The sequence below is a fragment of the Blattabacterium cuenoti genome (genome assembly GCF_014251555.1).
In the GTDB taxonomy this organism is placed as follows: domain Bacteria; phylum Bacteroidota; class Bacteroidia; order Flavobacteriales; family Blattabacteriaceae; genus Blattabacterium; species Blattabacterium cuenoti_P.
Genome location: NZ_CP059190.1, coordinates 529629 through 553398, shown reverse-complemented (window position 1 = coordinate 553398; position 23770 = coordinate 529629). Strand labels below are relative to the sequence as shown.

Sequence of the window (23770 nt, the reverse complement as noted above, 5' to 3'; positions counted from 1 at the left end):
ATTACGAAGGTCTAACTTTATCTAAGAAAGGATAATTTGTTTCATTGTAAACAACATTATACATTTCTTCTAAAGAAGGAGGATCCGATTTTTCTGCAAACTCTACACAGGATTCTACTTCTTTTTTAACTTCATTTTCTATAGTGTTTAGATTTTCTATGGTTTCCCATTTATTTTGTATAATAATATTTTTTAACTTTAGAATGGGGTCTTTTTTTTTATATGAATAAACTTCTTCTTTACTGCGATATGACTCTGCATCTGACATAGAATGGCCTCTATATCTATATGTTTTAATCTCTAAAAAAGTAGCTCCTTCTCCTTTCCTTGCTCTTTCTATTGCAATAGAAGCTGCCTGTGCTATTTTTTCAGGATCCATTCCGTCTACAGGATGAGAAGGCATTCCGTATGATAAACCTATTTTATAAATCTCTTCCATGTTTGTACTTCTTTCTACAGATGTTCCCATAGCATATTTATTATTTTCACATATAAATACAACAGGTAGTTTCCATATCATAGCCATATTAAATGTTTCATGTAAAGATCCTTGTCTTACAGCTCCATCCCCCATAATAGTTAGAGTCACCGCGTCTCTATTAAAATACTTATCAGCAAAGGCAATTCCAGCACCTAATGGAATTTGTCCACCTACAATTCCATGTCCTCCATAAAAACGATGTTTTTTACTAAAAATATGCATAGACCCCCCCATTCCATGAGAAGTTCCTGTTTTTCTTCCTAAAAGTTCTGCCATAACTTCTTTTGGATCGACTCCCATAGATATGGGTAAAATATGACATCTATAGGCAGTTATAATTTTATCTTTAGACAGATCCATTGCATGAGTTAATCCTGCAGGAACTGCTTCTTGTCCATTATATAAATGTAAAAATCCTCTAATTTTTTGTTTCAAGTATAGTGAACGACATTTGTCCTCAAATTTTCTCCAAAAAGACATATTCTTAAACCACTTGATATAGGTTTCTGTGGTAATTTCTTTCATAAGAAAAAATTTTATGAGATTATCTATCGTATGCAAATTTAATCTTTAAGATCTAATCTACAAAGAATAATCAAATTAAATCAATAAGGCTTTCCAAGGATCCTTTTCTTGAGCCCTTAATGAGAATATAATCAATTTTTTGAAAGGAATGTTTTTTGAACCATTCAATGAATTTTTTTTTATTTATGAATTTTTTTATTTTTTGAGAAGTTTTTAGATTGGTATTAAAGAATATATCTCCAATCAAAAACGTTATATTTATATTGCTTTTTTCTATAAAAAAAATTATTTTTTCATGTTCATGATTAGAATAGAATCCTAATTCTAACATATCTCCCAATATAGCAATTTTATTTCCTTTCACATGATCATTAAAAAAGGTGAGAGCTTTTATCATACTAGTAGGATTGGCATTATAACAATCTATAATGATTTTGATATTTTTCTTATTCAAAATCTGAGAACGATGATTTTTTGGAATGTATTCTTCTACTGCTTTCTTTATTTTTTCTAAAGAAACTTTAAAGTATTTTCCAATGGATATAGCAGAAGCTATATTATATAAATTATAATTTCCTATTAGAGAAGAACTGATTCTCATATTTTCAATATCTAAAGTTGATTTTAGATTGTATCCCTCCCATAAGTATTTAATTTTTACATCTGATTTGTCCTTCTTTTTTCCAGAAAAAACGTATCTCTTCATTCCTATGCTTTTATTTAATTGGATAGGGTCATCTCCATTTACAAATACTACTTTTTTGTTTTTTTTTAAAAAATTATATAATTCAAGTTTTCCACGTATAATTCCTTCTATATTTTTGAATCCTTCTAAATGAGCTTTTCCAAAATTAGTTATATATCCATAATCTGGTTGAATGATAGAACACATTTTATCGATTTCTTTCTCATGGTTAGCTCCAATTTCCATAACGGAGATTTGTGTATTGATAGGCATAGAAAGTATAGTTAATGGAATTCCTATATGATTATTGAAATTATTTTTAGTAGAATGAACTCTTTCATATTTTCTGGAAAGAATAGCTTTAGTAAGCTCTTTTGTAGTGGTTTTTCCATTACTTCCTGTAATAGCTATAATAGGAATATGACGTAATTGATATCTATGATACATAGCTAATTTTTGTAAAAAATATAAAGTGTTATCTACGTGAACAATTTTTTTGCAAAAAAAAACTCTTTTATCATCTTTATCATCTACTATCGCTAGGATTGCTCCATTTAAAATAGCTTCATTAGCAAATTGATTTCCATCAAAATTTCTTCCTTTTAAAGCTATAAAAATAGATCCTTTTTTGACTTTCTTACTATTTGTTTCTATTCCCGAAGAAATCATATATAATTGATATATATTTTGAATGTTCATTTTTTAAATCAAATTAAAGTAAATCTTCTTCAAGTTTCATTTTCAGATTATTAATATTGTTGATAACAGTTCTTTTTTGATCTTTAATATAAGATATGTAACCTGTTTCTTCAGAAATAACAAGACATATAGCATCTGTTTTTTCAGATAACCCAATAGCAGATCTATGACGCAATCCTAAACGGGATGGAATTTCTTTGTTGTAAGAAACAGGAAGAATTGCTCTTGTTCTTACTATTCTATTTCCTATCACAACTACTGCTCCATCATGTAATGGACTATTTTTATAGAAAATACTTTCTAAAATAGGAATATTAACTTTAGCATCCATTTCATCCCCATTTTGAATAAATTCTTCAAGATCTTGATGTAATTGAATGACTATTAAAACTCCTGTTTTATCTCCTGAAAAAATTGCGCAAGATTTTACAATACTATCTATAGTTTCAGTTTTGATTGAAACATTCGATTTTTTGAAAAAAAGAGAAAATATAAATTTTTTGAAAAAAATTCTGCTTCCTACTATGAGTAAAAATTTTCTAATTTCTGGTTGAAACACAATAATTAGTGCTAAAAAACCTCCTTTGAAAAAAGCACTTATAACTATGCTAAGGAGTTTCATTTCATAAATCTCTACTATTTTCCAGAAAATAAAAGTTGCGATAATTCCATAAAAAATGTTTAAAGCAGCAGTGCTATAAACTAATCTATAGATCTGGAATAAAATAATAGCCACTAAAAATATATCTAAAATATCAATGAAAGAAATCTTCAAAGAATATAATAATGAAAAAAAGGATTCATACAAAAGTAATATAAATTATTAGTGAATCAGAAAATATTCTTGTAATATTGTACTAATTTAATACATTCTACAGCTTCTTTTACGTCATGGACTCGCAATAGTTTAGATCCATTTAATAGTGCTATAGTATGAATGACTGAAGTAGCATTTAATGATTTTTCATAAGAAATTTGTAGAAGATGTTTGATCATAGATTTTCTAGAAATTCCAATTAATATTAAATGATCTTGAAATCCTAATAAAGACAAGTGTTTTAATAATTGAAAATTTTGTTCTAATGTTTTTCCGAAACCAAATCCTGGATCCAAAATAATATCCTGAATTCCATTTTTTTTTAAATAAAAAATTTTTTTGGAAAAAAAATTATTTATTTCTGTGATTATATTATTTTCATAGTATGGATTTTTTTGCATATTTTCAGGAATTCCTTTCATATGATTTAATATATATGGAATTTTAAGTTTTCCAAGCAAAGAGAACATGTTATTATCCAATTTTCCACCTGATATGTCATTTATCATTACGACTCCTTCTTCAACAGCTATTCTTGCTACTTCACTGCGAAAAGTATCTATGGATATTCTAATATTTGGAAAATTTCTTATGATAGTCCGAATAGGTTTTATCACTCTTTTTATTTCTTCTTCTTCTGTTATAAATTTTGATCTTGGACGAGTAGAACAACCTCCAATATCTATAAAATCAGAACCTTCGTTTAATAAATTTTCTACGTGTTTCAATATACTAGATTCAGAATTTAATTTTCCACCATCGTAAAAAGAATCAGGAGTTAAATTCACTATTCCCATAATTTTTGGTTCTTTCAAATGTAATAAGGACCCTGCACAATTAATTGTCATTTAAAAACTATTTGTAATTTATCATCATATAATAAAATTAAATAACATGAATCATCCTTCTATTGATTTTATTATTCAAAAATGTAGAAAGTTATTTTTAGATAAATTAATAGATTATGATCTTTCATGGAGATTTTTGAAAAATTCTTCTATAATAGATCAAATTCTCATTAAAGTAGTTCGTATAAAAAACATTCAATCAAAAGGATATCAAGAAATTAAAGAAGAAAAAATAACAGATACATATATGGATATTATAAACTATATAATAATTATATTAATTAAATCGGATATTTTTTTTATCTTAAATTTTAATAAAATATCACATCGTGATGTTATTTTTCTTTATAATCAAAAATTTGAAAGAATAAAAAATTGTCTTTATAAAAATTTTAAACACAAGATATTTTCTATTAACAATATTCTAGAAAATATTTTCTACTTAAAGAAAAATGAAGGAAAAGTAGCATTTAAAAAATTAGAAAAATTTTATTTCAAAATGTTAATTGAAACTATTTTTTTATTCAAAAAAAATTTTTGATCTAAAAATGTTTATCTTATATAATTCTATTCTATTAGCAAATGAGGAAAAAGATTATCATCGCAAATTGGAAAATGAATCATGATTTTCATGAAACGACTTATTTTCTTAGGAATTTTTTGAAAATTATTTTCGAAAAAAAAATAAATCATAACAAAGAAATCATTATTGCTCCTTCTTTTCCCTTTTTACATATTTCAAATCAGATTTTACAAGGAACTACTTTGAAGATTGCTGCTCAAAGTATTCATCAAATGGATAAAGGTTCATATACAGGTGAAGTATCAGCTTCTATGTTAAAATCTATAGGAATTTCTAAAGTGATATTAGGACATAGTGAACGTAGAGAGTTATTTTTTGAAAATAATGATATTTTATTTGAAAAAATAAAAATAGCATTGAAATATGGATTAGATATTATTTTTTGTGTAGGAGAAACAGCTATTGAAAGAAAACAAGATCAACAATTTAACATTGTCAAAAATCAATTAAAAGAAACTGTTTTTCGTTGTTCTCTAGATAAAATTAGATTTTTTTATATAGCATATGAACCAGTATGGGCAATTGGAACAGGAAAAACAGCCACGTATGAACAAGCTCAAACAATGCATGAGTTCATTCGTTCTTTATTTTTGGAAAGATATGGAGAAAGTGTTTCAGATAAAATTTCCATTTTGTATGGAGGAAGTATAAATAATCTTAATGCAAGAGATCTTTTTTTACAAAAAGATATAGATGGAGGTCTTGTAGGAAATTCTTCTCTTAAACTCGAAAAATTCTTAGAAATTATTCAATCTTGATATATATTTGTATAGGCCTCGTAGCTTAATTGGATAGAGCATCTGACTACGGATCAGAAGGTTATGGGTTCGAGTCCCTTCGAGGTCGTGTTAACCTAAATAAGGTTTAAGAATTTTGCTTCTAGAAGAATGTTTGAGTCTTTTTAGGGCTATGCTTTCTATTTGTCTTACTCTTTCTCTTGTTAAATCGCAAGACTGTCCGACTTCTTCTAAAGTCATTGGAGGAGATCCATTTAATCCAAAATGTAAAATAATAACACGACGTTCTCTTTCGCTTAAGGTTTCTAAAATTCTTTTGATGTCTTTACGGAGAGATTCTTTTTCCAAATGTTCGTCTGGACGAGGAGATTCATCGGATCTTACTAAATCATATAGATTAGAATCTTCTCCTTCTATTAAAGGAGCGTCCATAGAAACATGTCTTCCTGAATTTTTGATAGATTCTTCGACGTCTTTTTCATTCATATTCAGATATTCTGCTATTTCTCTGGCAGAAGGAGTTCTTTGCAATTCTTGCTCTAATTGGGCAAGAGTTTTTAAAATTTTATTTAGTAAAGCTAATTTGTTTGTAGGTTGTCTAATAGAACGTGATTGTTCAGCTATGGCTTGTAAAATCGCTTGTCTTATCCACCAAACAACATAAGATATACATTTAAATCCTCTTGTTTCATCAAAGCGTAATATTCCTTTTATTAAACCTAAATTTCCTTCATTAATTAAATCACATAAACTTAATCCTTGATTTTGGTATTGTTTAGCGACAGAAACTACAAAACGTAAATTTGCATTTACAAGTTTATCTATAGCAGAAGCATCTCCTTCTCTTGCTCTACGAGCATATTCTACTTCTTCTTCTGGCGTTAATAATGGAATTTTTCCTATTTCATGAAGGTATTTATCCAATGATTCAGATTCACGATTTGTTACTTGTTTAGTAATTTTAAGTTGTCTCATAGTTTAGTTCTATCATATTTTTTTTTAATCATTTCTTTTTCCTGGACGAGGTAAAAGAACTTTTCTAGAAAGTTTCATTTTTTTATTTTTTTCATCCATTCCCATGAATTTTACATCAATAACGTCACCAATATGTAACTCTTCTTCTATATGATTCAATCTTTTCCATCCTATTTCTGAAATATGTAGTAATCCTTCTACCCCTTTAGCTATTTCAACAAAAGCTCCAAAATCTTTTATAGATTTCACTTTTGCCTTATAAACTTTTCCTAATTCAGGAACAAAAGTAATTTGTTTAATTCTATCAATCGCTTTTTCTATTTTTTCATAATCTTTACCGACAATTTCAATGTAACCGAAATCTCCTTTTTCTTCAATTAGTATGTTAGTATTTGTATATGATTGTATTTCTTGAATAACTTTTCCTCCCGGGCCTATAACTGATCCAATAAAATCTTTGGGAATATTAAAAGTGTATATTTTTGGAGCATTAGGTTTCATTTTTTTTCTATATTTTGGTAAAACTTTTAGCATTTTTTTTAAAATAAAAATGCGTCCTTCCAAAGCTTGCATTAGAATTTGATTTAAAAGATCATATGTTAAACCCTGTGTTTTTTTTACATCCATTTGACAAGCTGTCATTCCATATTGGGTCCCCGTTATTTTAAAATCTAAATCTCCAAAGTGATCTTCCTCACCTATTATATCCGATATAATAATTTTTTTTTCATTTTCCATCAATAATCCCATTGCAATGCCAGAAACGGGTTTTTCAACAGAAATACCAGCATCCATCAAGGCTAAACTTGCAGCGCAGACGGTAGCCATAGAAGAAGAACCATTGGATTCTAAGATATCTGATACAACGCGTATTGTATATGGATTATCAGGTATTATATTTTTTAATGCACGTTGAGCTAAATTGCCATGACCAACTTCACGTCTAGAAACACCTCTGATTGGACGTATTTCTCCTGTTGAAAAAGGTGGAAAATTGTAATGTAAATAAAATTTTTCCTGATTTTCCACAACAACATTATCTATTTTATTAGCATCTAAAGATGATCCTAAGGTAACTGTTGTGAGTGATTGAGTTTCTCCTCTAGAAAATAGAGCAGAACCATGGGCTCCTGGTAAGTAATCTACTACACTCCATATTGGACGAATTTGTTTATTAGTTCTACCATCCAATCGAATTCCTTTTTTTAAAATTAAATTTCTAGTTACTTTTTTTTTAATTTCTTCATAAAATTGATCAATGATAACTTCTTTTTTTTCTATTTTTTCTTCTGTTAAAAATTTTTTCTTGAAATCGTTTAAGATAATTTTTTCTTGAATAGATCTAGTTTTTTTTTCTAAAAAATTACTGTAAATTTTTTCAATTTTTTCGTGAGAAAAGGAAAAAAGTTCTTTTTTTAAAGATTCATTTTCTGATTTATCTTTTTTTGATTCTTGATCTTCAAAAAAAAATAAATTCTTTTTTGATAATTTTTCAGATAAACGTATTTGAGCTTCTATTTGAGGTTTAATAGCTTCATGAGCTTTAATTATAGTATTCAAGAATTCGTTTTCTTTTATTTCTTTCATTTCTCCTTCTATCATGATAATAGAATTAATAGAAGCTCCTACTATCAAATCTATATCTGCTTCTTTCAATTGATCTAAACTTGGATTAATAATAAATTTTCTTTTTAAACGTATAATACGTATTTCTGATACAGGACCGTTGAAAGGTATTCCTGCTACAGAAAGAGCTGTTGATGCAGCTAATCCAGCCAATCCATCCGGTAAAACGCTTTTATCATATGACAATAAAGAAATCATAATTTGTATTTCCTTTTTGAACCATTCTGGAAATGTAGGTCTTAAAACACGATCCACTAATCTCATTGTTAATATTTCTTCATCGGAAGGTCTTCCTTCCCTTTTTATAAAACCGCCAGGAATTTTTCCACCTGCCGAATATTTTTCTCTATAATCTACTGTTAAAGGCAAAAAGTTTGTTTCATTTTTTATTTCTTTGGAAACAACTACAGTAGACAATAGCATTGTATCTCCTGCACGTACTATAGCTGCTCCATCTGCTTGTCTAGCTAACTCTCCTGTTTCAATAATGATAGTACGACCATCTTTAAGAGATATGGTTTCTTTAACTATATCTGGCATATTTTATTTTTTTCTATCTAAAGAAAAGAAATATCATTTTCTCAATCCTAGATGTTTAATTATTTTTTTATAACTATTAATATCACGTTTTTCTATATATTTTAATAGTTTTTTTCTTTTTCCCACTAACTTGACCAAAGCTCTTTCTGTATTAAAATCTTTTTTGTTGTTTTTCAGATGACTGCTTAAATGATTAATCCGATAAGTGAATAAGGCTACTTGTACTTTTGAAGAACCTGTATCGTAAACAGATGTTCCATAGGTTTTGAATATTTCTTTTTTTTTATTTGTGATCATGATAAGCAATAAAGTTAAAAATATTTCTACTAAAATTTTTTTTTCATTTCCAGAATGGAATCTATATATTTTCTATCATTAGATAAACGAGGAATTTTATTTTGTCCACCTAATTTTTTATTTTTTTTTAGCCAATCATAAAATAACCCATTTCTAGCCACATGTATAATAGGAGGACCCAAAACTATGTTTTTATATCGTTTAATTTCATAATCTGAATTCAAAGATTTTAATTCTTTATCCAAAAGATCTCTAAAATCGCACAAATTTTTCGGATGTTTCTTGAACTCTATAATCCATTCGTGAGCACCAGAATTTTTTTGATTCATATAAACAGGTCCTGCTGTATATTCATAAATAATAGAATCTGTTTTTAGGCAAGCTTTATTCAAAGCTTGTTCCGCATTTTCAATAATTAATTCTTCTCCAAAGGAATTAATGTAATGAGTAGTTCTTCCTGAAATAGAAATTCTATATGGTGATAAATTAGTAAATTTGATAGTATCTCCAACTATATATCTCCATAATCCAGCATTTGTAGAAACAACTAATGCATAATTTTTATTCAATTCTACTTTTTCAATGGAGAGAATTTTAGGATTTTTTTTATCTATGTCTTCTGCAGGAATAAATTCATAAAAGATTCCATGATTTAATAAAAGCAAAAGATCTCCAACATTTCTTTGATCTTGAATAGCGAAAAAACCTTCTGAAGCACTATATATGTCGTAATAATTAATAGATTTTTCGAATAAATTCTGATATTGACGAATATAAGGTTTTAAACTCATTCCTCCATGAAATATAACTTCTATATTAGGCCATATTTCGTTAATTCTTTTTTTGTCAAACTCTTTTAGTAATTTGTTTAAAAATATTAATAACCAAGAACAAACACCCAATAAAAAGCGAACATCCTTGCATCCTGTTTCTTTGACAATGTTTTCCAATTTTGTTTCCCATTCACTCATTAAAGCTGTTTTTTTTCCAGGAATACAAATATTTTCCGCCCAAAAAGGCATATTTTTGATTAAAATAGAAGATAAATCACCATAAAATGTGTTGTAATTTTTATACAATTCATGACTCCCCCCTAAACGAACAGCTTTACCGAAAAATATTTTCGTTTTTGGATGATTATGAATATAAATAGATAACATATCTTTTCCTGCTTTATAATGACATTCATTCATGGAGAGTTTGGTTACAGGAATATATTTACTTTTTGTATTTGTAGTTCCAGAAGATCTAGCAAACCATTTTACTGTTCCTGGCCATAATATATTTTTTTCTCCTCTGCGAATTCTTTTGATTACAGATTTTAAATCTGCATATTTACATATGGGGATTCTTTCGGAAAATTGCTGATATTTTTTGATGTCACGAAATCCATATTTTTTTCCAAATTCAGTATCTTTTGCGTACAAAATCAATTGATTAATCAATTGATTTTGTATTTCTATTGGATAACGCATGAAAAATTCTATGTTTTTAATTCTTTTTTTTAGAAAAGCAGATGTTAAATATCCAGATAAATACTTTATCATTACGATAAAAAATTTAGTTATAAATGCAAAAAAAATGAATTTTATTTATTTGATAAATAAATAGAGGCAATTTCGAAAGTTAATTTTTGCATATAGATTGTGTTAAATTTATGATACTTTAAAAGTTTATTCATTTTTTTTCCACAATAAGAAAATGATCTAATAGACTCTTTTAAATAATTGTACGCAAAATGATTATTTGATAGAAAATTTCCTATTTTATTCATGATAAAATGAGAATAGAAACAATAAATTTTTTTTATCCAATAATTAGAAGGTTTAGAAAATTCTAAAATTCCTAATATTCCTAAAGGTCTCAGTATTCTATATATTTCTTTGATGGAAAGATGAATATATTGAAAGTTTCTTATTCCAAAAGCGATAGTCACTGCATCGAAAGTTCCATTTTCGAATGGAAGATGTTGGGAATATCCTTGAATTAATTTGATTCTTTTTTCCAAGAAATTATTTTTTATTTTTTTTTGAGCTACTTTTAGCATTTTTTCAGATGGATCTAATCCTATAATGGAAGCATTATCAAATTTATTCGCTAATAAAATAGCCAAATCTCCGGTTCCAGTCGCTAAATCTAATATATTTTGAATCTTTTTTCTTTTATTAAATTTATCTAATAAATGAATTATTTTTCTTCTCCAAAAAAAATCTATTCCAAAAGACAATATATGATTGATTAAATCATATTTATGAGAAATATGATCAAACATGTTTTTTATTTTTTCTTCTTTTAGAGAATGTTTGTTCATAATGTATAATTTACTTTTTAAATTATGAAGAAAAAACGGTTCTTTTCATAATGTATAATTTACTTTTTAAATTATGAAGAAAAAACGGTTCTTTAACTCTTTTAAATAATTTTATTTTTTTTTACTTTATCATTAATTTTTATTATTGAAAGAAATGATTCGATCAATCATTACAGGAACTGGCCATTATTTGCCGAAAAAAATTATAAAAAGTGATCATTTTTTAAGACATAAATTTTACGATAAAAAAGGATTGAAAATTGATAAATCTAATAAAGAAATTATTCATAAGTTCCAAAAAATTACGGAAATAGAAGAAAGAAGATATATTAATAAAGGATTGTTAAATTCAGATATTGCTACGATTGCAGCAAAAAAAGCTTTGATTAATTCTAAAATTTATAAAGAAAAAATAGATTATATTATATCGGCTCATAATTATGGAGATATTCATCCTATTTCTTATCAATCTGATTTCATGCCCTCTATAGCTGCTAGAGTAAAGAATAAACTTCAGATAAAGAATAAAAAATGTAGACCATATGATATGATTTTTGGTTGTCCAGGATGGATAGAAGGCATGATTCTTGCTGATCAACTTTTACAAGCTAGATATGCTAAGAATATATTAGTTACCAGTTCAGAAACTTTATCTAAAGTTATAGATCCACATGATAGGAATGCTATGATTTTTTCGGATGGAGCTGGAGCTGCTGTTTTATCAGCTATAGAAGATTTGGAGAATGAAAAAAATGGAATTATTCATTATGATACTCAATGCAATAATAACGATGAATTATATTACTTAACAAATGGCCCTTCTTTAAATCCAAATTATAAAAAATCTTTGGTGAATATTAGAATGAATGGAAGAAGAATTTATGAATACGCATTGACAGAAGTTCCAAATATGTTAAAAAATATACTTGATCATGCTGATCTACATTTGAAAGATATTAAAAAAATTCTTATTCATCAAGCTAATGCAAAAATGGATTATGCAATTTTAAAAAGATTATTGAAATTATATAATTATACATCTCTAAACAGAGGTTTTATAGCAAAAATAATGCCAATGACAATAAGAAAATTTGGAAATTCTTCTGTAGCTACTGTCCCTACTTTATTGGATTTAATTCTTCAGGGGAAAATGCCACCTCATGAAATAAAACCTGGAGATACTATACTAATGGTGTCTCTAGGAGCAGGAATGAATATTAATGGAATGATTTATCGTTTTCCAAAAAAAAAACAAAAAATATGAGAAAAGAAATACATCCGGAAAATTATAGACCTGTTGCTTTTAAAGATATTAATAATGAAAAAATTTTTATCTGCAGATCAACAGTTAAAACAAAAGATTCTATTCAAATAAATGGATGTAATTATCCGTTATACAAAATGGAAATATCCAGTTATTCCCATCCATTTTTTACTGGAGAAAAGAGGTTTTTAGGAAAAACAGGACCTGCAGAGAGATTTAAAAGAAAGTATGAAAAATATAAAAAATTTTAATGTGAATAATTATCAACTAATATGAATTTCATATTGTATGATGGAATAGAATGGAGAAATTTATTTCCTATAACGTTTACCAGACCTGTATCAGAAATTCGTTTGGGTTTATTCACTATAAAAGAAAGATGGGAGAAATATATTGGAAAAAAAATTTATGGCATCATTACACAACCATTTCTTTCAAAGAAATATTCATTGATAAATGATGAGTGTTTTATAAAAAATATATTATTAATCAATTCTTCATATTTACCAAACGAAGAGTTAATTCAGATAATTTTTTCCTTAAAGGAAAACGAAGCTGTTTTTTTTAAAGAAAAAATAGTAGCTGTAAAAAAGAATTTTTTTTCCTGTGAAAGAAAAGAGAAAGAAAATGTTCTCTCTTTTAAAAAAAAGTATAATATCAAAAAAATTATCCATATACAATATCCATGGGATATATTTATGAATAATGAAACTGTGTTGAAAAAAGATTTCATGTTTTTTACAAAAGGAAAAAAATCTTTTTCTTTACTGGGAAAAAATTATGTTCTTTGCAAAGAACAAATTTTTTTGGAAGAAGACATAGAAGCAAATAATGTTGTATTAAATGCTCAATTTGGGCCAATATATATTGAAAAAGGAGTTGAAATCATGGAAGGATCTGTAATCAGAGGGCCAGCAGCTATTGGAAAAAAATCTACCTTGAATGTAGGATCAAAAATATATGGAGGAACAACTATTGGTCATTTTTGTAAAGTAGGTGGAGAAATTATAAATTCCGTAGTTTTTTCCTATTCAAATAAAGCTCACGATGGATTTTTAGGAAACACTATTTTAGGAGAGTGGTGTAATTTAGGTGCTGGAACTAATGTTTCTAATTTGAGAAATGATTATCGTAAAGTAACAGTTTGGAATTATGAAAAAAAAGATTTTATTCCTGTTGATATACAATTTTTTGGAATAATCATGGGAGATCATTCTAAATCAGGGATAAATACTCAATTTAATACAGCTACGGTCGTAGGAGTTAGTACTAGTATTTTTGGATATGGATTTCCGCCTAGATATATTCCTTCTTTTTCTTTGGGTGGAATACAAAACAGAAAAAAGATACCTTTTCATCAGGTTTGTGAAACTGCTGAAATTATGATGAGCAGAAGAAGGGTTCATTTTTCTGTTTTAGACAAAAAAATTTTAGAATATTTGTATCAATTATTGGATATTTAGTTTAAAAAATTTACATGGAGTTTTTATAAAAGTGATTAAAATAGATTTAATAAAATAAAATATGCTGAAACATAATTTGGGTTATCCTCGTATAGGAATACAAAGAGAGTTAAAGAAAGCTTGTGAAGCTTATTGGTCTAAAAAAATTGATTCGGTAACTTTATTTGAAGTCGGAAAAAAAATAAGGGAAGAAAATTGGAAAATGCAGAAAATGGCAAATTTAGATTTGATTCCATGTAATGATTTTAGTTTTTATGATCACGTTCTAGACATGTCCTTGTTATTAGGAGTTATTCCAGAGTCTTATCTTTCCGTGCCAATTATTCATAATAATATTGATCTATATTTTTCTATGGCTAGGGGATTTCAAAAAAATGGATGGGATATAAAAGCTATGGAAATGACTAAGTGGTTTAACACCAATTATCATTATATAGTTCCAGAATTTGATAAAAATCAAAAATTTTCTATTTTTTCAAAGAAAATTTTTGATGAATTAGAAGAATCAAAAAAATTTTTAAAATCAATCAAAAAAATAAAACCTGTATTAATTGGACCAGTCTCTTACCTTTTTTTAGGAAAAGAAAAGGATAAATCCTTTGATAGAATGGATTTAATTGAAAATCTTGTTCCTGTTTATACACAAATTATCAATGAATTAAAAAATAAAGGAACTGATTGGATTCAATTAGATGAGCCTATTTTAGTTTTAGATATGTCTGAAAAAGAAAAAGAAGCGTTTCAATATGCTTATAAAGAAATATCTAAATTTTGTTCAAAAACCAATATTTTATTAACCTCTTACTTTGATGGAATTTCAGAAAATGTTTTTCTTCTTAGAGACATTTTTGTAAAAGCTTTACATATAGATCTGGTGGAAGACTCAGAACAATTGGAAGGAATCCTAAATTTTGTCAAAGAATCAAAAATGATTTTGTCCTTAGGAATTATTGATGGAAGAAATGTATGGAAAAATAATTATACTGATTCAATCAATAAAATTGAAAAAACAATAGAATCCATAGGAGAAAATCGCGTTATGATTGCTCCTAATTGTTCTCTTTTACATGTTCCTATAAATATAGAATACGAACACTTCATTCATGATGATATAAAAAATAGAATGTCTTTTGCGAGACAAAAGATCAACGAATTAAATGATTTAGAATGCATTATAAAAGGAAACAAAGATATTTTATTGAAAAATTTTTCTTTACTAGAAAAATCTAAGAAATCTTCTATTTTTCATGATAAAAAAATAAAAGAAAGAGCAACAAGAATAAAAAATAAAGACACACAAAGAGAAAATCCTTTTCATATTCGACAAAAAAAACAAAAAAATAAATTTAATCTTCCTTTGTTTCCAACTACTACTATAGGTTCTTTTCCTCAAACAAAAGAGATACGTAATTTGAGAAATAAATTTCGTAAAAAAGAATTAAGCAAAAAGGAATATGATCAGAAAATACAATCTTTTATTGTAGATGTTATCAAAAAACAAGAAGAAATCGATTTAGACGTTTTGGTTCATGGTGAGTTTGAGAGAACTGATATGGTAGAATATTTTTCAAATAAACTCAAAGGAACACTTTCTACTGAAAATGGATGGGTCCAAAGTTATGGAAGTCGGTGTGTAAAACCTCCTGTTATTTATGGAGATGTGAGCCGTACTGGTGACATGACTGTGGATTGGACATGTTTTGCTCAATCTAAAACCAGAAAATTAATGAAAGGAATGTTAACTGGACCCGTTACTATCTTGCAATGGTCTTTTGTTAGGGATGATCAGCCTCTTTATCATACCGCTTATCAAATAGCTTGGGCTATTAGAGAAGAAGTTCTTTCTTTAGAAAAATCTGGAATTCAGATCATTCAAATTGATGAACCTGCTATTAGAGAAGGATTGCCTTTGAAAAAAAAGAATTGGAAATCTTATTTTGATTGGGCTATTCAGGCATTTCGTATTTCTTCAAGTGGAGTTAAAGATGAGACTCAGATCCATACACATATGTGTTACAGTGAATTTAACGATATCTTAGAACAGATTGCAGATTTGGATGCAGATGTAATTACTATGGAGACTTCTAGATCCAGAATGGAATTGTTGAAAGCCTTTTCTATTTTTTCTTATCCTAATGAAATAGGTCCAGGAGTATATGACATTCATTCACCCAGAATTCCTACTGTAGAAGAAATTTTTGATTTAATAGAAAAAGCTTCAAAAAAATTACCAGTCAGAAATATTTGGGTGAATCCAGATTGTGGATTAAAAACTAGAAAATGGGAAGAAGTCTTGAAATCCTTGAAAAATATGACAGAAGCTGCAAAAATAGCTAGAATAAAACTATCCAATCAGTCTTCTTAAAAAGTATATTTCTATATTTGTGTAAAAATTTAGAAATGACTTTGCATAAGAAAGAAGAAATAATAAAAAAAAAGTTTCATCTTCTAAAAAATTGGGAAGAAAAATATGAATATTTAATAGATTTGGGGAAAAAATTGCCCAAAAAATCAGATGAATTTAGATCGGATGAAAAATTAATTCATGGCTGTCAATCAAAAGTATGGTTAAATGCTGAATTGAAAGGTTCACGGATTTTCTTTGATGCAGATGGAGATGCTTTATTACCTAGAGGAATGGCAGCTCTTATGATTCGTGTTTATTCAGGACTTTACCCATTTGAAATCATTTATTCGAATGCTAATTTTATTTATGAAATAGGATTTCAAACTTTCTTATCCCCTATTAGAGCTAATGGCATGCTTTTATTTTTAAAAAAAATAAAATTTTATGCCATAGCTTTTAATGCCAAAATTTCTATTGGTTTGAATGGTCGAATTTAAAAAAAAATGAAATGTTTCAAACTGTTAATCCTGTAGATAATAACATTTTAAAAACTTATTATTTCTTATCTGAAAAGGATATTAGGACTAAATTATCTATAGCACATCATGCATACAAAAAGTGGAAAGATTATCCCTTTAATTTTAAAATTAAATGTTTAACAAAATTATATTCTTGCATGCAAGAAACTATAGATATAACATCCTATCTAATTACCCAAGAAATGGGAAAACCTATTACTCAGTCTCGTTTAGAAATAAATAAGAGCATAAGTTTGTGTAAATATTATTGTCAACTGAAAGAGTCCATTTTTTTTCAAAAAATATCTACTGAATATGAAAAATCTTATGTAAGATTTGAATCTATAGGAGCTATATTAGGGATCATGCCTTGGAATTATCCTATTTGGCAAACCATAAGATCTTCTATTCCTAATTTGTTATTAGGAAATGTAATTCTTATTAAACCAGCTCTGAATACAGCAGAATGCTCTATGATTTTGGAAAAGATATTTATAGAGTCTGGTTTTCCTGAAGGAGTTTTTCAAGTTTTATTAATAGATATTCCCAAAATAGAATCAGTTATAGCTAATACAGTTATACAAGGAGTCTCATTTACAGGAAGTTATTTATCTGGAAGCATAATAGGATCATTATCTGGAAAATATATAAAAAAATCTGTTTTGGAGTTAGGAGGAAATGATGCTTTTGTAGTCATGAAAGATGTTGAAAATCTCAAAAATACGGCTAAATTAGCTACAGAATCCAGATTGAATAATACAGGACAAACATGTGTTTCTGCAAAAAGATTTATTGTAGATCAATCTATAGTAAATGATTTTATAGATATTGTTATCCAAGAAATGAAAGAGTATCAGAGAGGAGATTTATATAATGAATCTACGAAAATTGGTTATATATCCCGTTCTGATTTATCTGAAAAATTATATCAGCAATATAAGAATATCATATTAAATGGAGGAAAAATCTGTTTAGAAATTAATAAAGATGGTAATTTTTTTTCTCCTTCTTTATTGAGAATAGAAAAAGATAATTCTTTTGTGAAAAAAGAAGAAATTTTTGGACCAATAGGAATTGTTTCTGTTTTTTATAGAGAGGAAGAAATCCCTGACATTGTCAATAATACATGTTACGGATTAGGAGCATCTATTTGGACAAAAGATTTAGAAAAAGCTGAAAAATTATCCAAAAAAATAGATACTGGGATGGTATTTATTAATGATATTGTGAAATCAGATGCTCGTCTTCCTTTTGGAGGAGTCAAAAAATCTGGATATGGTAGAGAACTATCGACTTTATCTATAAAAGAATTTTCTAATTGGAAAACGATGGTTATAAAAAAATCATAAATTTTTTCGCATTCTTGCAACAGGAATATGCATTTGATCTCTATATTTAGCAACTGTCCTTCTAGCTACTAAATAGCCTTTTTTTTTGAGAATTTTAGATAATTTTTCATCGGTAAGAGGTTTTTTTTTATTTTCCTGAGCTATGGATTCTACTAAAAGTTTTTTGATTTCAATAGAGGAAATATCTTCTCCTTCTTTATTTTTCATTTTCTCAGAAAAAAAACTTTTAATCAAAAAAGTACCGTATGGTGTATTCACGTATTTGCTATTAGCTACACGTGAAACTGTAGAAATTCCTACACCAATTTTTTGTGAAATGTTTTTTAAGATCATAGGTTTTATTTTAATTGGATCTCCAGTTAAAAAATATTCTTTTTGGTAATCCATAATAGCATTCATTGTTAACATCAACGTATTTTGACGTTTTTTGATTGCATCTACAAACCATTTTGCTGAATCTATTTTTTGTTTCAAAAAAACAATGGTATCCTCATTTTTATTCATATTTTTTTCTTTTGAAGATTTATAAGATTTCAACATATCTAAATATACAGATGAGATCTTTAGTTCTGGTATATTTCTTTGATTTAAAGAAAGCTCTAGCTTATTATCTGAAATACAAATAGTAAAATCTGGGATGAGATGATTTAAATTTTTGGTATTTTCAGAATAAATTTTTCCTGGTTTGGGATTTAATTTTTCTATTTGATAAATAGATTTTCTTAAATTTTTCTTTGTGATTCCTAACTTTTTTTGCAGTTTTTGATAATGTTTTTTGACAAAAGATTCAAAATTATATTGTATAATTTTTTTGGCTAGAATAACCTCTTTAGTCATTTTTTTTTTTTCCAATTGAATAAGTAGACATTCTTGTAAGTTTCTGGATCCTACACCTACAGGATCTAATTTTTGTATATAGTTTAAAATTAGTTGTTCTACTTTATCTGCAGTGACTGATATTCCAAGTATTAAAAGAATATCATCTACTATAGCAGTGATCTTTCTTCTTATATAACCGTTATCATCTATATTTCCTAATATAAAATCTGCTATCAATAAATCTTCTTCATTCAAACGAAAAGTATGCAATTGATTTTTCAAATATTCTTGAAAAGAAATTCCAGAAATAATAGGAATATGTTTTTCTACACCGTAATTTTGATGATTGATATTATTTTTGAAATCTTCAATTTCATCATCACTCAAATATTCATCGATTTCAGAAATATCTATAGATTGATTTTGATCTTCAATCTCATTTTCAGATTCAGAAATTTCTGAATCTGAAAATGCTTCTTCTAAATCAGAAGAATTCTCTTCTTCTAATGCCGGATTTTCTTCCAGTTCTTGTTTGACTCTTTGTTCAAAATCTAAAGTAGATAGCTGAACTAATTTCATGAGTTTAATTTGTAGTGGAGAAAGTTTGTGTTGTCCTTTTTGTGATAATTGCTGTTTTAACATAAGAAAATATGTTTTAAAACTCTGCATTATTTGGGGTTCTTGGAAATGGAATAACATCACGAATATTATTCATTCCTGTTATGAATTGAACTAAACGATCAAACCCTAACCCAAATCCACTGTGAGGAACAGAACCGAAACGACGTGTATCTAAATACCACCAAAGTTTATTTTTATCCGTATTTGTATCTTTTATCCGTTTTAATAAGATTTCATAACGTTCTTCTCTTTGAGAACCACCAATAATCTCTCCTATATTCGGAAATAAAATATCCATAGCTCTAACTGTTTTTCCATCATTATTTACACGCATATAAAAGGCTTTAATACAAGAAGGATAATCAAACACAATAACAGGAATTTTAAAATATTTATCGACTAAATATTGTTCATGTTCCGATTGCAAATCCATTCCCCAAACAACTGGATGAAAAAATTTTATATTTTGTTTTTTTTCTTCTTGGATAAGAACTTTTATAGCTTCTGTATAACTGATTCTTTGAAATGGAAATTTTAATACAAGTTCTAATTTTTCTAAAAGGTGTTCTTTATCCTTTTTTTTCCATTTTTTTAAGTGTTCATTTAAAAAGGATAAATCTTCCATATTCTTATCAAGAATGTATCTGATAATAAATTTTAAAAAATCTTCAGCAAGATTCATATTTTCTTCTAAATGATAAAAAGCAATTTCTGGTTCTATCATCCAAAATTCGGATAAATGTCGTGAAGTATTGGAATTTTCTGCACGAAATACAGGTCCAAATGTATACACTTTTCCTAATCCCAAAGCAGCCGTTTCCGCTTCTAATTGTCCAGATACACTTAAATAAGTTTTACATTTAAAAAAATCTTTTGTATAATCTATTGGATTCTTTTTTAAATCCATAGTATCCATATCCATAGTAGTAATTTGAAACATTTTTCCACTTCCTTCACAATTTGAAGTAGTAATTATTGGAGTATGAAGGTAAAAAAATCCATTTTCATGTAAATATTGATGTATACAAAAAGCCATATGATGACGTATTCGCATGATACAACTGAAAATATTTGTTCGAAAACGTAAATGAGCCTGTTGACGAAGTTTTTCAAAACTATGTTTTTTAGGTTGCAAAATAGATTTTTGAAGAGTAGACGAAAGGACAGATCCATATATGTTAATCTCTAAAGACCGCAGTTCTATACATTGTTTCTCTCCTATACTTTCTGTTACAATTCCTATAACTTGAATTGAAGTTCCAATTGTTATTTTTTTTATAATTTCCTTTCTCAATTTTTTGGATAAAATAATTTGCAGATTCCTAATTGTAGATCCATCATTTAAAGTGATAAAAATAGAATAACGAAAAGAACGAATCCATCCTTCAACCAATACTTTTTTATTTAGAAAAAAATTTACTTTATCTAATAATTCTTTAATTGAATATTTTTTTATCATTATATTCTTATATTCTCAGTATTTCTTTTTCTTTATAAAGGAATAAATCTTCTATTTCTTGTATATATTTACTTGTTATTTTTTGTATGCGGTTTTCTCCTGCTTTAGAAAAATCTTCAGATGTTTTTAATTTTCTTATATGTTGATTATTTTTTTTTCTTACATTCCTTATGAGTATTTTAGCGTGTTCTGTTTGTAATTTGATTTTTTTCATCAAATTTTTTCTTCCTTCTTCTGTAATAATGGGTAAATGTATATGAATGGATTCTCCTTTATTAGTTGGCATAAAACCTAGATTAGCATCTATGATAGCTTTATCAATATATGTAAGAGTAGAACGATCCCAAGGATGAATAGTAATATTCATGTTGTCTACAATAGTAATATTTGCTACTTCTATAAGTAGAAAAGTGCTTCCATAACACTTGATTTTTATTTTTTCCAAAATAGACGCTACTGACTTGCTACCTAATCGAATACGATGAATTTCTTCTTTTAGTTGTTTCAAAATTTTTTCCATGTCTTTTTTACAAGAAAAAAAAATATCGTTTAATTCATCCATAATTTTTATTTTTTTTTGGAAACTAGAGTCCCTATTTTTTCTCCAGAAATTACTTTTTGAAAATTTCCTTTTCTGTTGATATCAAAAATAATAATTGGTAAATTGTTTTCATTTCCCAAAATAAAAGCAGTTTGATCCATCACTTTGATCCCCATTTGATAGACCATATCAAAGGATATATTTTTAAGTTTTTTAGCATATTTATCTTTTTCCGGATCTGTGGTATAAATCCCATCCACTCTAGTTCCTTTTAATAATACATCAGCTTTGATTTCTATGGCACGTAGAACAGCAGCTGTATCTGTAGTAAAATAAGGATTTCCTAATCCTGCTACAAATATTACTACTCTTCCTTTTTCAAGATGATGAATAGCTCTATCTTTCCCAAAAGGTTCTGCTATTTGATCCATTCTAATAGCTGTTTGAATGTAAGCACATATTCCTACATTTTCTAAATACGATTGGAAAGCTATCCCGTTGATAACGGTGGCCAACATTCCCATGTAATCTCCTTCTATACGATTTATAGTCTTTTCCTTTATTCTAGAAAATCCTCTAAATATATTCCCTCCTCCAATTACTATAGCTATTTGAGCTCCCATCTCTACTACTTTTTTGACTTCTTCAGCATATTGTTGAAGACGAGTAGAATGAAGTCCAAATTCGTTGTTTCCCATTAAAGCTTCTCCGCTTAATTTCAATAATGATCTTTTGTACTTCATGAAAAAGATATTTATTCAAAAATATATTTTTTAGCATTTTTTTTCAGAAATCCGAAAAAGGATATTATGGAAAAATTCCTAACTTTTCATAAGAATCTACAATTTTATTTATAGCAAGTACAAATGCTGCAGTCCGCATGTTTCCTATTTTTGATGATTTTTTGAGATCACGAATCTTATGGAAACCACTAATCATTGTATCTTCTAAACCACTGCGTACTAAGTCTATTTCTCTTGGTCCTCTCAATATAATTTTTTTTTCTTTTGTTGAAATTTTTTTTTGGCAAACAGTTTCAATTACTTGTAGTAATTCAGCATTCATATTTTCGCTAAATCTTTTTTCCATACGTCCATAACGTACGTGGCTTAAATTTTTTAGCCATTCAAAATAGGAAACAGTTACTCCTCCTGCATTTAAATATATGTCAGGAACTATAATGATTCCTTTTTTTTCCAATATTTCATCCGCTTCTGGAGTAATAGGTCCATTTGCTGCTTCTCCAATAATTTTAGCTTTAATACGATTTGCATTATTTTTATGGATTACATTTTCTAATGCTGCAGGGATTAAAATATCACATTCTAATTCTAAAGCATTTTCTGTATTTTCAATATTTTTTGCTTCTGAAAAATTTAATATAGATCCAGTATTTTTCAAATGTAGAATAACTTTGGAAACATTCAATCCATTTTGATTGTAAATGGCCCCTTCTCTTTCTGCTAAAGCTACAATAATTGCTCCCGCTTCATGAAAAAAAGTAGCAGCATGATAACCAACGTTTCCTAGACCTTGTATTATAATTTTTTTTCCAACCAATCCAACATCAAGACCTACAGATAACATATCTTCTTTCATACTACATAATTCTCTAATCCCATAAAAAACACCTAATCCGGTTGCTTCTTTTCTACCTCTAACTCCTCCTTGAGATACAGGTTTTCCTGTTACACAGGCTAATGCATCTACATCTCCAGGACGAATAGATAAAAATGTATCAAAAATCCAACTCATTTCTCTTTCTCCAGTTCCATAATCAGGAGCAGGAACATCTATTCCTGGACCAATAAAATTTTTTTTAATTAATTCAGATGTATAACGACGAGTTATTTTTTCTATATTTTCTGCTGATATAGTTTGTGGATCAATTTTAATACCGCCTTTAGCACCGCCAAAAGGAACATCAACTATAGCGCATTTGTAGGTCATCAAAGCAGCTAAAGTCATAACTTCATCTTGATTAACTTTTATGCTATATCTAATTCCTCCTTTACAGGGAAGTTTATGATGAGAGTGTTGAACTCTATAAGCTTCAATAACTTTGATTTCTTTTCCTATTTTCACAGGAAAATGCATGCGATATACAGCATTACAAGCTTTAATTTGTTCTAAAAGACCTTTTTCAATAGAAAGAAATCGTGCAGCTTTATCAAAATTTTTTTCTATACAATTAAAAAAACTATATGTACCAGTTTTATTTTGGTTTTTTTTTGACATAAAAAAGTTTTTACACATTTCTATAGA

22 protein-coding genes and 1 tRNA gene are annotated in these 23770 nt (G+C 27.5%); 9 read left to right on the top strand and 14 right to left on the bottom strand.

Going from position 1 to position 23770, the window contains the following annotated elements; genetic code table 11:
* Position 1: 1 nt before the first annotated feature.
* The 4 genes from pdhA to folP all read right to left on the bottom strand — a co-directional run bounded on the left by pdhA (position 2) and on the right by folP (position 4055).
* The gene (gene pdhA, locus H0H68_RS02730; protein ID WP_185853270.1) at positions 2-1006 is read right to left on the bottom strand and encodes a pyruvate dehydrogenase (acetyl-transferring) E1 component subunit alpha; all 1005 of its coding nucleotides are present in this window, start codon (positions 1004-1006) and stop codon (positions 2-4) included.
* A 70-nt stretch (positions 1007-1076) separates the two neighbouring features.
* Positions 1077-2390 carry a UDP-N-acetylmuramoyl-tripeptide--D-alanyl-D-alanine ligase gene (locus H0H68_RS02725; RefSeq protein ID WP_185853269.1) on the bottom strand — a complete coding sequence of 438 codons (1314 nt, stop codon included), beginning with the start codon at positions 2388-2390 and terminating at the stop codon, positions 1077-1079.
* A 13-nt stretch (positions 2391-2403) separates the two neighbouring features.
* A complete protein-coding gene (locus tag H0H68_RS02720; protein ID WP_185853268.1) occupies positions 2404-3198 on the bottom strand; it encodes a diadenylate cyclase in 795 nt (264 codons plus the stop codon).
* 23 nt (positions 3199-3221) lie between these two features.
* Positions 3222-4055: a dihydropteroate synthase gene (gene folP / locus H0H68_RS02715; protein ID WP_185853267.1), complete on the bottom strand. Its 834-nt coding sequence runs from the start codon at positions 4053-4055 to the stop codon at positions 3222-3224.
* A gap of 46 nt (positions 4056-4101) precedes the next feature.
* On the opposite strand from folP, the gene H0H68_RS02710 reads away from it, so the two are divergent.
* The 3 genes from H0H68_RS02710 (at position 4102) to H0H68_RS02700 (ending at position 5484) form a co-directional block, all read left to right on the top strand.
* Positions 4102-4596, top strand: a complete 495-nt coding sequence (locus H0H68_RS02710; RefSeq protein WP_185853266.1) for a DUF1599 domain-containing protein — start codon at positions 4102-4104, stop codon at positions 4594-4596.
* Positions 4597-4637: 41 nt separating this feature from the next.
* Positions 4638-5396, top strand: a complete 759-nt coding sequence (gene tpiA, locus H0H68_RS02705) for a triose-phosphate isomerase (protein WP_185853265.1) — start codon at positions 4638-4640, stop codon at positions 5394-5396.
* 14 nt (positions 5397-5410) lie between these two features.
* Positions 5411-5484 (top strand) — tRNA-Arg (locus H0H68_RS02700).
* Between the two features lie 2 nt (positions 5485-5486).
* Here the strand turns inward: H0H68_RS02700 and H0H68_RS02695 are convergent.
* From H0H68_RS02695 to ubiE, 5 genes are read right to left on the bottom strand one after another with little or no spacing between them, the layout of a single operon-like run.
* Entirely contained in the window at positions 5487-6350 is an 864-nt protein-coding gene (locus H0H68_RS02695; RefSeq protein ID WP_185853264.1) for a sigma-70 family RNA polymerase sigma factor, read from the bottom strand.
* Between the two features lie 24 nt (positions 6351-6374).
* A complete protein-coding gene (gene pnp, locus H0H68_RS02690) occupies positions 6375-8516 on the bottom strand; it encodes a polyribonucleotide nucleotidyltransferase (RefSeq protein WP_185853263.1) in 2142 nt (713 codons plus the stop codon).
* A gap of 33 nt (positions 8517-8549) precedes the next feature.
* Complete coding sequence (gene rpsO / locus H0H68_RS02685) at positions 8550-8813, bottom strand: 30S ribosomal protein S15 (protein WP_185853262.1); 264 nt, start codon at positions 8811-8813, stop codon at positions 8550-8552.
* 29 nt (positions 8814-8842) lie between these two features.
* Positions 8843-10360 (bottom strand): GH3 auxin-responsive promoter family protein, encoded by a 1518-nt coding sequence (locus tag H0H68_RS02680; RefSeq protein ID WP_185853261.1) that lies wholly within the window; start codon positions 10358-10360, stop codon positions 8843-8845.
* A 41-nt stretch (positions 10361-10401) separates the two neighbouring features.
* Positions 10402-11124, bottom strand: a complete 723-nt coding sequence (gene ubiE / locus H0H68_RS02675; protein ID WP_185853260.1) for a bifunctional demethylmenaquinone methyltransferase/2-methoxy-6-polyprenyl-1,4-benzoquinol methylase UbiE — start codon at positions 11122-11124, stop codon at positions 10402-10404.
* Between the two features lie 154 nt (positions 11125-11278).
* Here ubiE and H0H68_RS02670 point away from each other — a divergent pair, with 154 nt between their 5' ends.
* From H0H68_RS02670 to H0H68_RS02645, 6 genes are all read left to right on the top strand, one after another.
* Entirely contained in the window at positions 11279-12388 is a 1110-nt protein-coding gene (locus H0H68_RS02670) for a 3-oxoacyl-ACP synthase III family protein (protein WP_185853259.1), read from the top strand.
* Positions 12385-12639: a type B 50S ribosomal protein L31 gene (locus H0H68_RS02665; protein WP_185853258.1), complete on the top strand. Its 255-nt coding sequence runs from the start codon at positions 12385-12387 to the stop codon at positions 12637-12639. Before H0H68_RS02670 ends, H0H68_RS02665 begins: the two co-directional genes overlap by 4 nt.
* Before the next feature lie 21 nt (positions 12640-12660).
* A complete protein-coding gene (locus tag H0H68_RS02660; protein WP_185853257.1) occupies positions 12661-13851 on the top strand; it encodes a putative sugar nucleotidyl transferase in 1191 nt (396 codons plus the stop codon).
* Positions 13852-13912: 61 nt separating this feature from the next.
* On the top strand, positions 13913-16216 hold the full coding sequence (gene metE, locus H0H68_RS02655; RefSeq protein WP_185853256.1) for a 5-methyltetrahydropteroyltriglutamate--homocysteine S-methyltransferase: 2304 nt from the start codon (positions 13913-13915) through the stop codon (positions 16214-16216).
* A 35-nt stretch (positions 16217-16251) separates the two neighbouring features.
* Positions 16252-16695, top strand: coding sequence for a SufE family protein (locus H0H68_RS02650; protein ID WP_185853255.1), 444 nt, complete (start codon positions 16252-16254; stop codon positions 16693-16695).
* A gap of 11 nt (positions 16696-16706) precedes the next feature.
* Positions 16707-18065, top strand: coding sequence for an aldehyde dehydrogenase family protein (locus H0H68_RS02645; protein WP_185853254.1), 1359 nt, complete (start codon positions 16707-16709; stop codon positions 18063-18065).
* Here H0H68_RS02645 and rpoN read toward each other — a convergent pair.
* The 5 genes from rpoN to H0H68_RS02620 all read right to left on the bottom strand — a co-directional run bounded on the left by rpoN (position 18060) and on the right by H0H68_RS02620 (position 23743).
* Complete coding sequence (gene rpoN, locus H0H68_RS02640; RefSeq protein ID WP_185853253.1) at positions 18060-19526, bottom strand: RNA polymerase factor sigma-54; 1467 nt, start codon at positions 19524-19526, stop codon at positions 18060-18062. The genes H0H68_RS02645 and rpoN overlap by 6 nt on opposite strands.
* Before the next feature lie 13 nt (positions 19527-19539).
* On the bottom strand, positions 19540-20964 hold the full coding sequence (gene asnS, locus H0H68_RS02635) for an asparagine--tRNA ligase (protein WP_185853252.1): 1425 nt from the start codon (positions 20962-20964) through the stop codon (positions 19540-19542).
* Positions 20965-20971: 7 nt separating this feature from the next.
* Positions 20972-21526, bottom strand: a complete 555-nt coding sequence (locus H0H68_RS02630) for a ribosome-recycling factor (protein WP_185853251.1) — start codon at positions 21524-21526, stop codon at positions 20972-20974.
* A 5-nt stretch (positions 21527-21531) separates the two neighbouring features.
* Positions 21532-22248, bottom strand: a complete 717-nt coding sequence (pyrH, locus tag H0H68_RS02625) for a UMP kinase (protein WP_185853250.1) — start codon at positions 22246-22248, stop codon at positions 21532-21534.
* Between the two features lie 64 nt (positions 22249-22312).
* Positions 22313-23743, bottom strand: a complete 1431-nt coding sequence (locus H0H68_RS02620; RefSeq protein WP_185853249.1) for a Glu/Leu/Phe/Val family dehydrogenase — start codon at positions 23741-23743, stop codon at positions 22313-22315.
* Positions 23744-23770 lie beyond the last annotated feature (27 nt).

Bases quoted from the DNA above. Each gene is read 5' to 3' on its own strand.
- pdhA (WP_185853270.1), bottom strand. From the start codon at position 1,006: ATGAAAGAAATTACCACAGAAACCTATATCAAGTGGTTTAAGAATATG.
- H0H68_RS02725 (WP_185853269.1), bottom strand. From the start codon at position 2,390: ATGAACATTCAAAATATATATCAATTATATATGATTTCTTCGGGAATA.
- folP (WP_185853267.1), bottom strand. From the start codon at position 4,055: ATGACAATTAATTGTGCAGGGTCCTTATTACATTTGAAAGAACCAAAA.
- H0H68_RS02710 (WP_185853266.1), top strand. From the start codon at position 4,102: ATGAATCATCCTTCTATTGATTTTATTATTCAAAAATGTAGAAAGTTA.
- tpiA (WP_185853265.1), top strand. From the start codon at position 4,638: ATGAGGAAAAAGATTATCATCGCAAATTGGAAAATGAATCATGATTTT.
- H0H68_RS02695 (WP_185853264.1), bottom strand. From the start codon at position 6,350: ATGAGACAACTTAAAATTACTAAACAAGTAACAAATCGTGAATCTGAA.
- pnp (WP_185853263.1), bottom strand. From the start codon at position 8,516: ATGCCAGATATAGTTAAAGAAACCATATCTCTTAAAGATGGTCGTACT.
- rpsO (WP_185853262.1), bottom strand. From the start codon at position 8,813: ATGATCACAAATAAAAAAAAAGAAATATTCAAAACCTATGGAACATCT.
- H0H68_RS02680 (WP_185853261.1), bottom strand. From the start codon at position 10,360: ATGATAAAGTATTTATCTGGATATTTAACATCTGCTTTTCTAAAAAAA.
- ubiE (WP_185853260.1), bottom strand. From the start codon at position 11,124: ATGAACAAACATTCTCTAAAAGAAGAAAAAATAAAAAACATGTTTGAT.
- H0H68_RS02670 (WP_185853259.1), top strand. From the start codon at position 11,279: ATGATTCGATCAATCATTACAGGAACTGGCCATTATTTGCCGAAAAAA.
- H0H68_RS02665 (WP_185853258.1), top strand. From the start codon at position 12,385: ATGAGAAAAGAAATACATCCGGAAAATTATAGACCTGTTGCTTTTAAA.
- H0H68_RS02660 (WP_185853257.1), top strand. From the start codon at position 12,661: ATGAATTTCATATTGTATGATGGAATAGAATGGAGAAATTTATTTCCT.
- metE (WP_185853256.1), top strand. From the start codon at position 13,913: ATGCTGAAACATAATTTGGGTTATCCTCGTATAGGAATACAAAGAGAG.
- H0H68_RS02650 (WP_185853255.1), top strand. From the start codon at position 16,252: ATGACTTTGCATAAGAAAGAAGAAATAATAAAAAAAAAGTTTCATCTT.
- H0H68_RS02645 (WP_185853254.1), top strand. From the start codon at position 16,707: ATGTTTCAAACTGTTAATCCTGTAGATAATAACATTTTAAAAACTTAT.
- rpoN (WP_185853253.1), bottom strand. From the start codon at position 19,526: ATGTTAAAACAGCAATTATCACAAAAAGGACAACACAAACTTTCTCCA.
- asnS (WP_185853252.1), bottom strand. From the start codon at position 20,964: ATGATAAAAAAATATTCAATTAAAGAATTATTAGATAAAGTAAATTTT.
- H0H68_RS02630 (WP_185853251.1), bottom strand. From the start codon at position 21,526: ATGGATGAATTAAACGATATTTTTTTTTCTTGTAAAAAAGACATGGAA.
- pyrH (WP_185853250.1), bottom strand. From the start codon at position 22,248: ATGAAGTACAAAAGATCATTATTGAAATTAAGCGGAGAAGCTTTAATG.
- H0H68_RS02620 (WP_185853249.1), bottom strand. From the start codon at position 23,743: ATGTCAAAAAAAAACCAAAATAAAACTGGTACATATAGTTTTTTTAAT.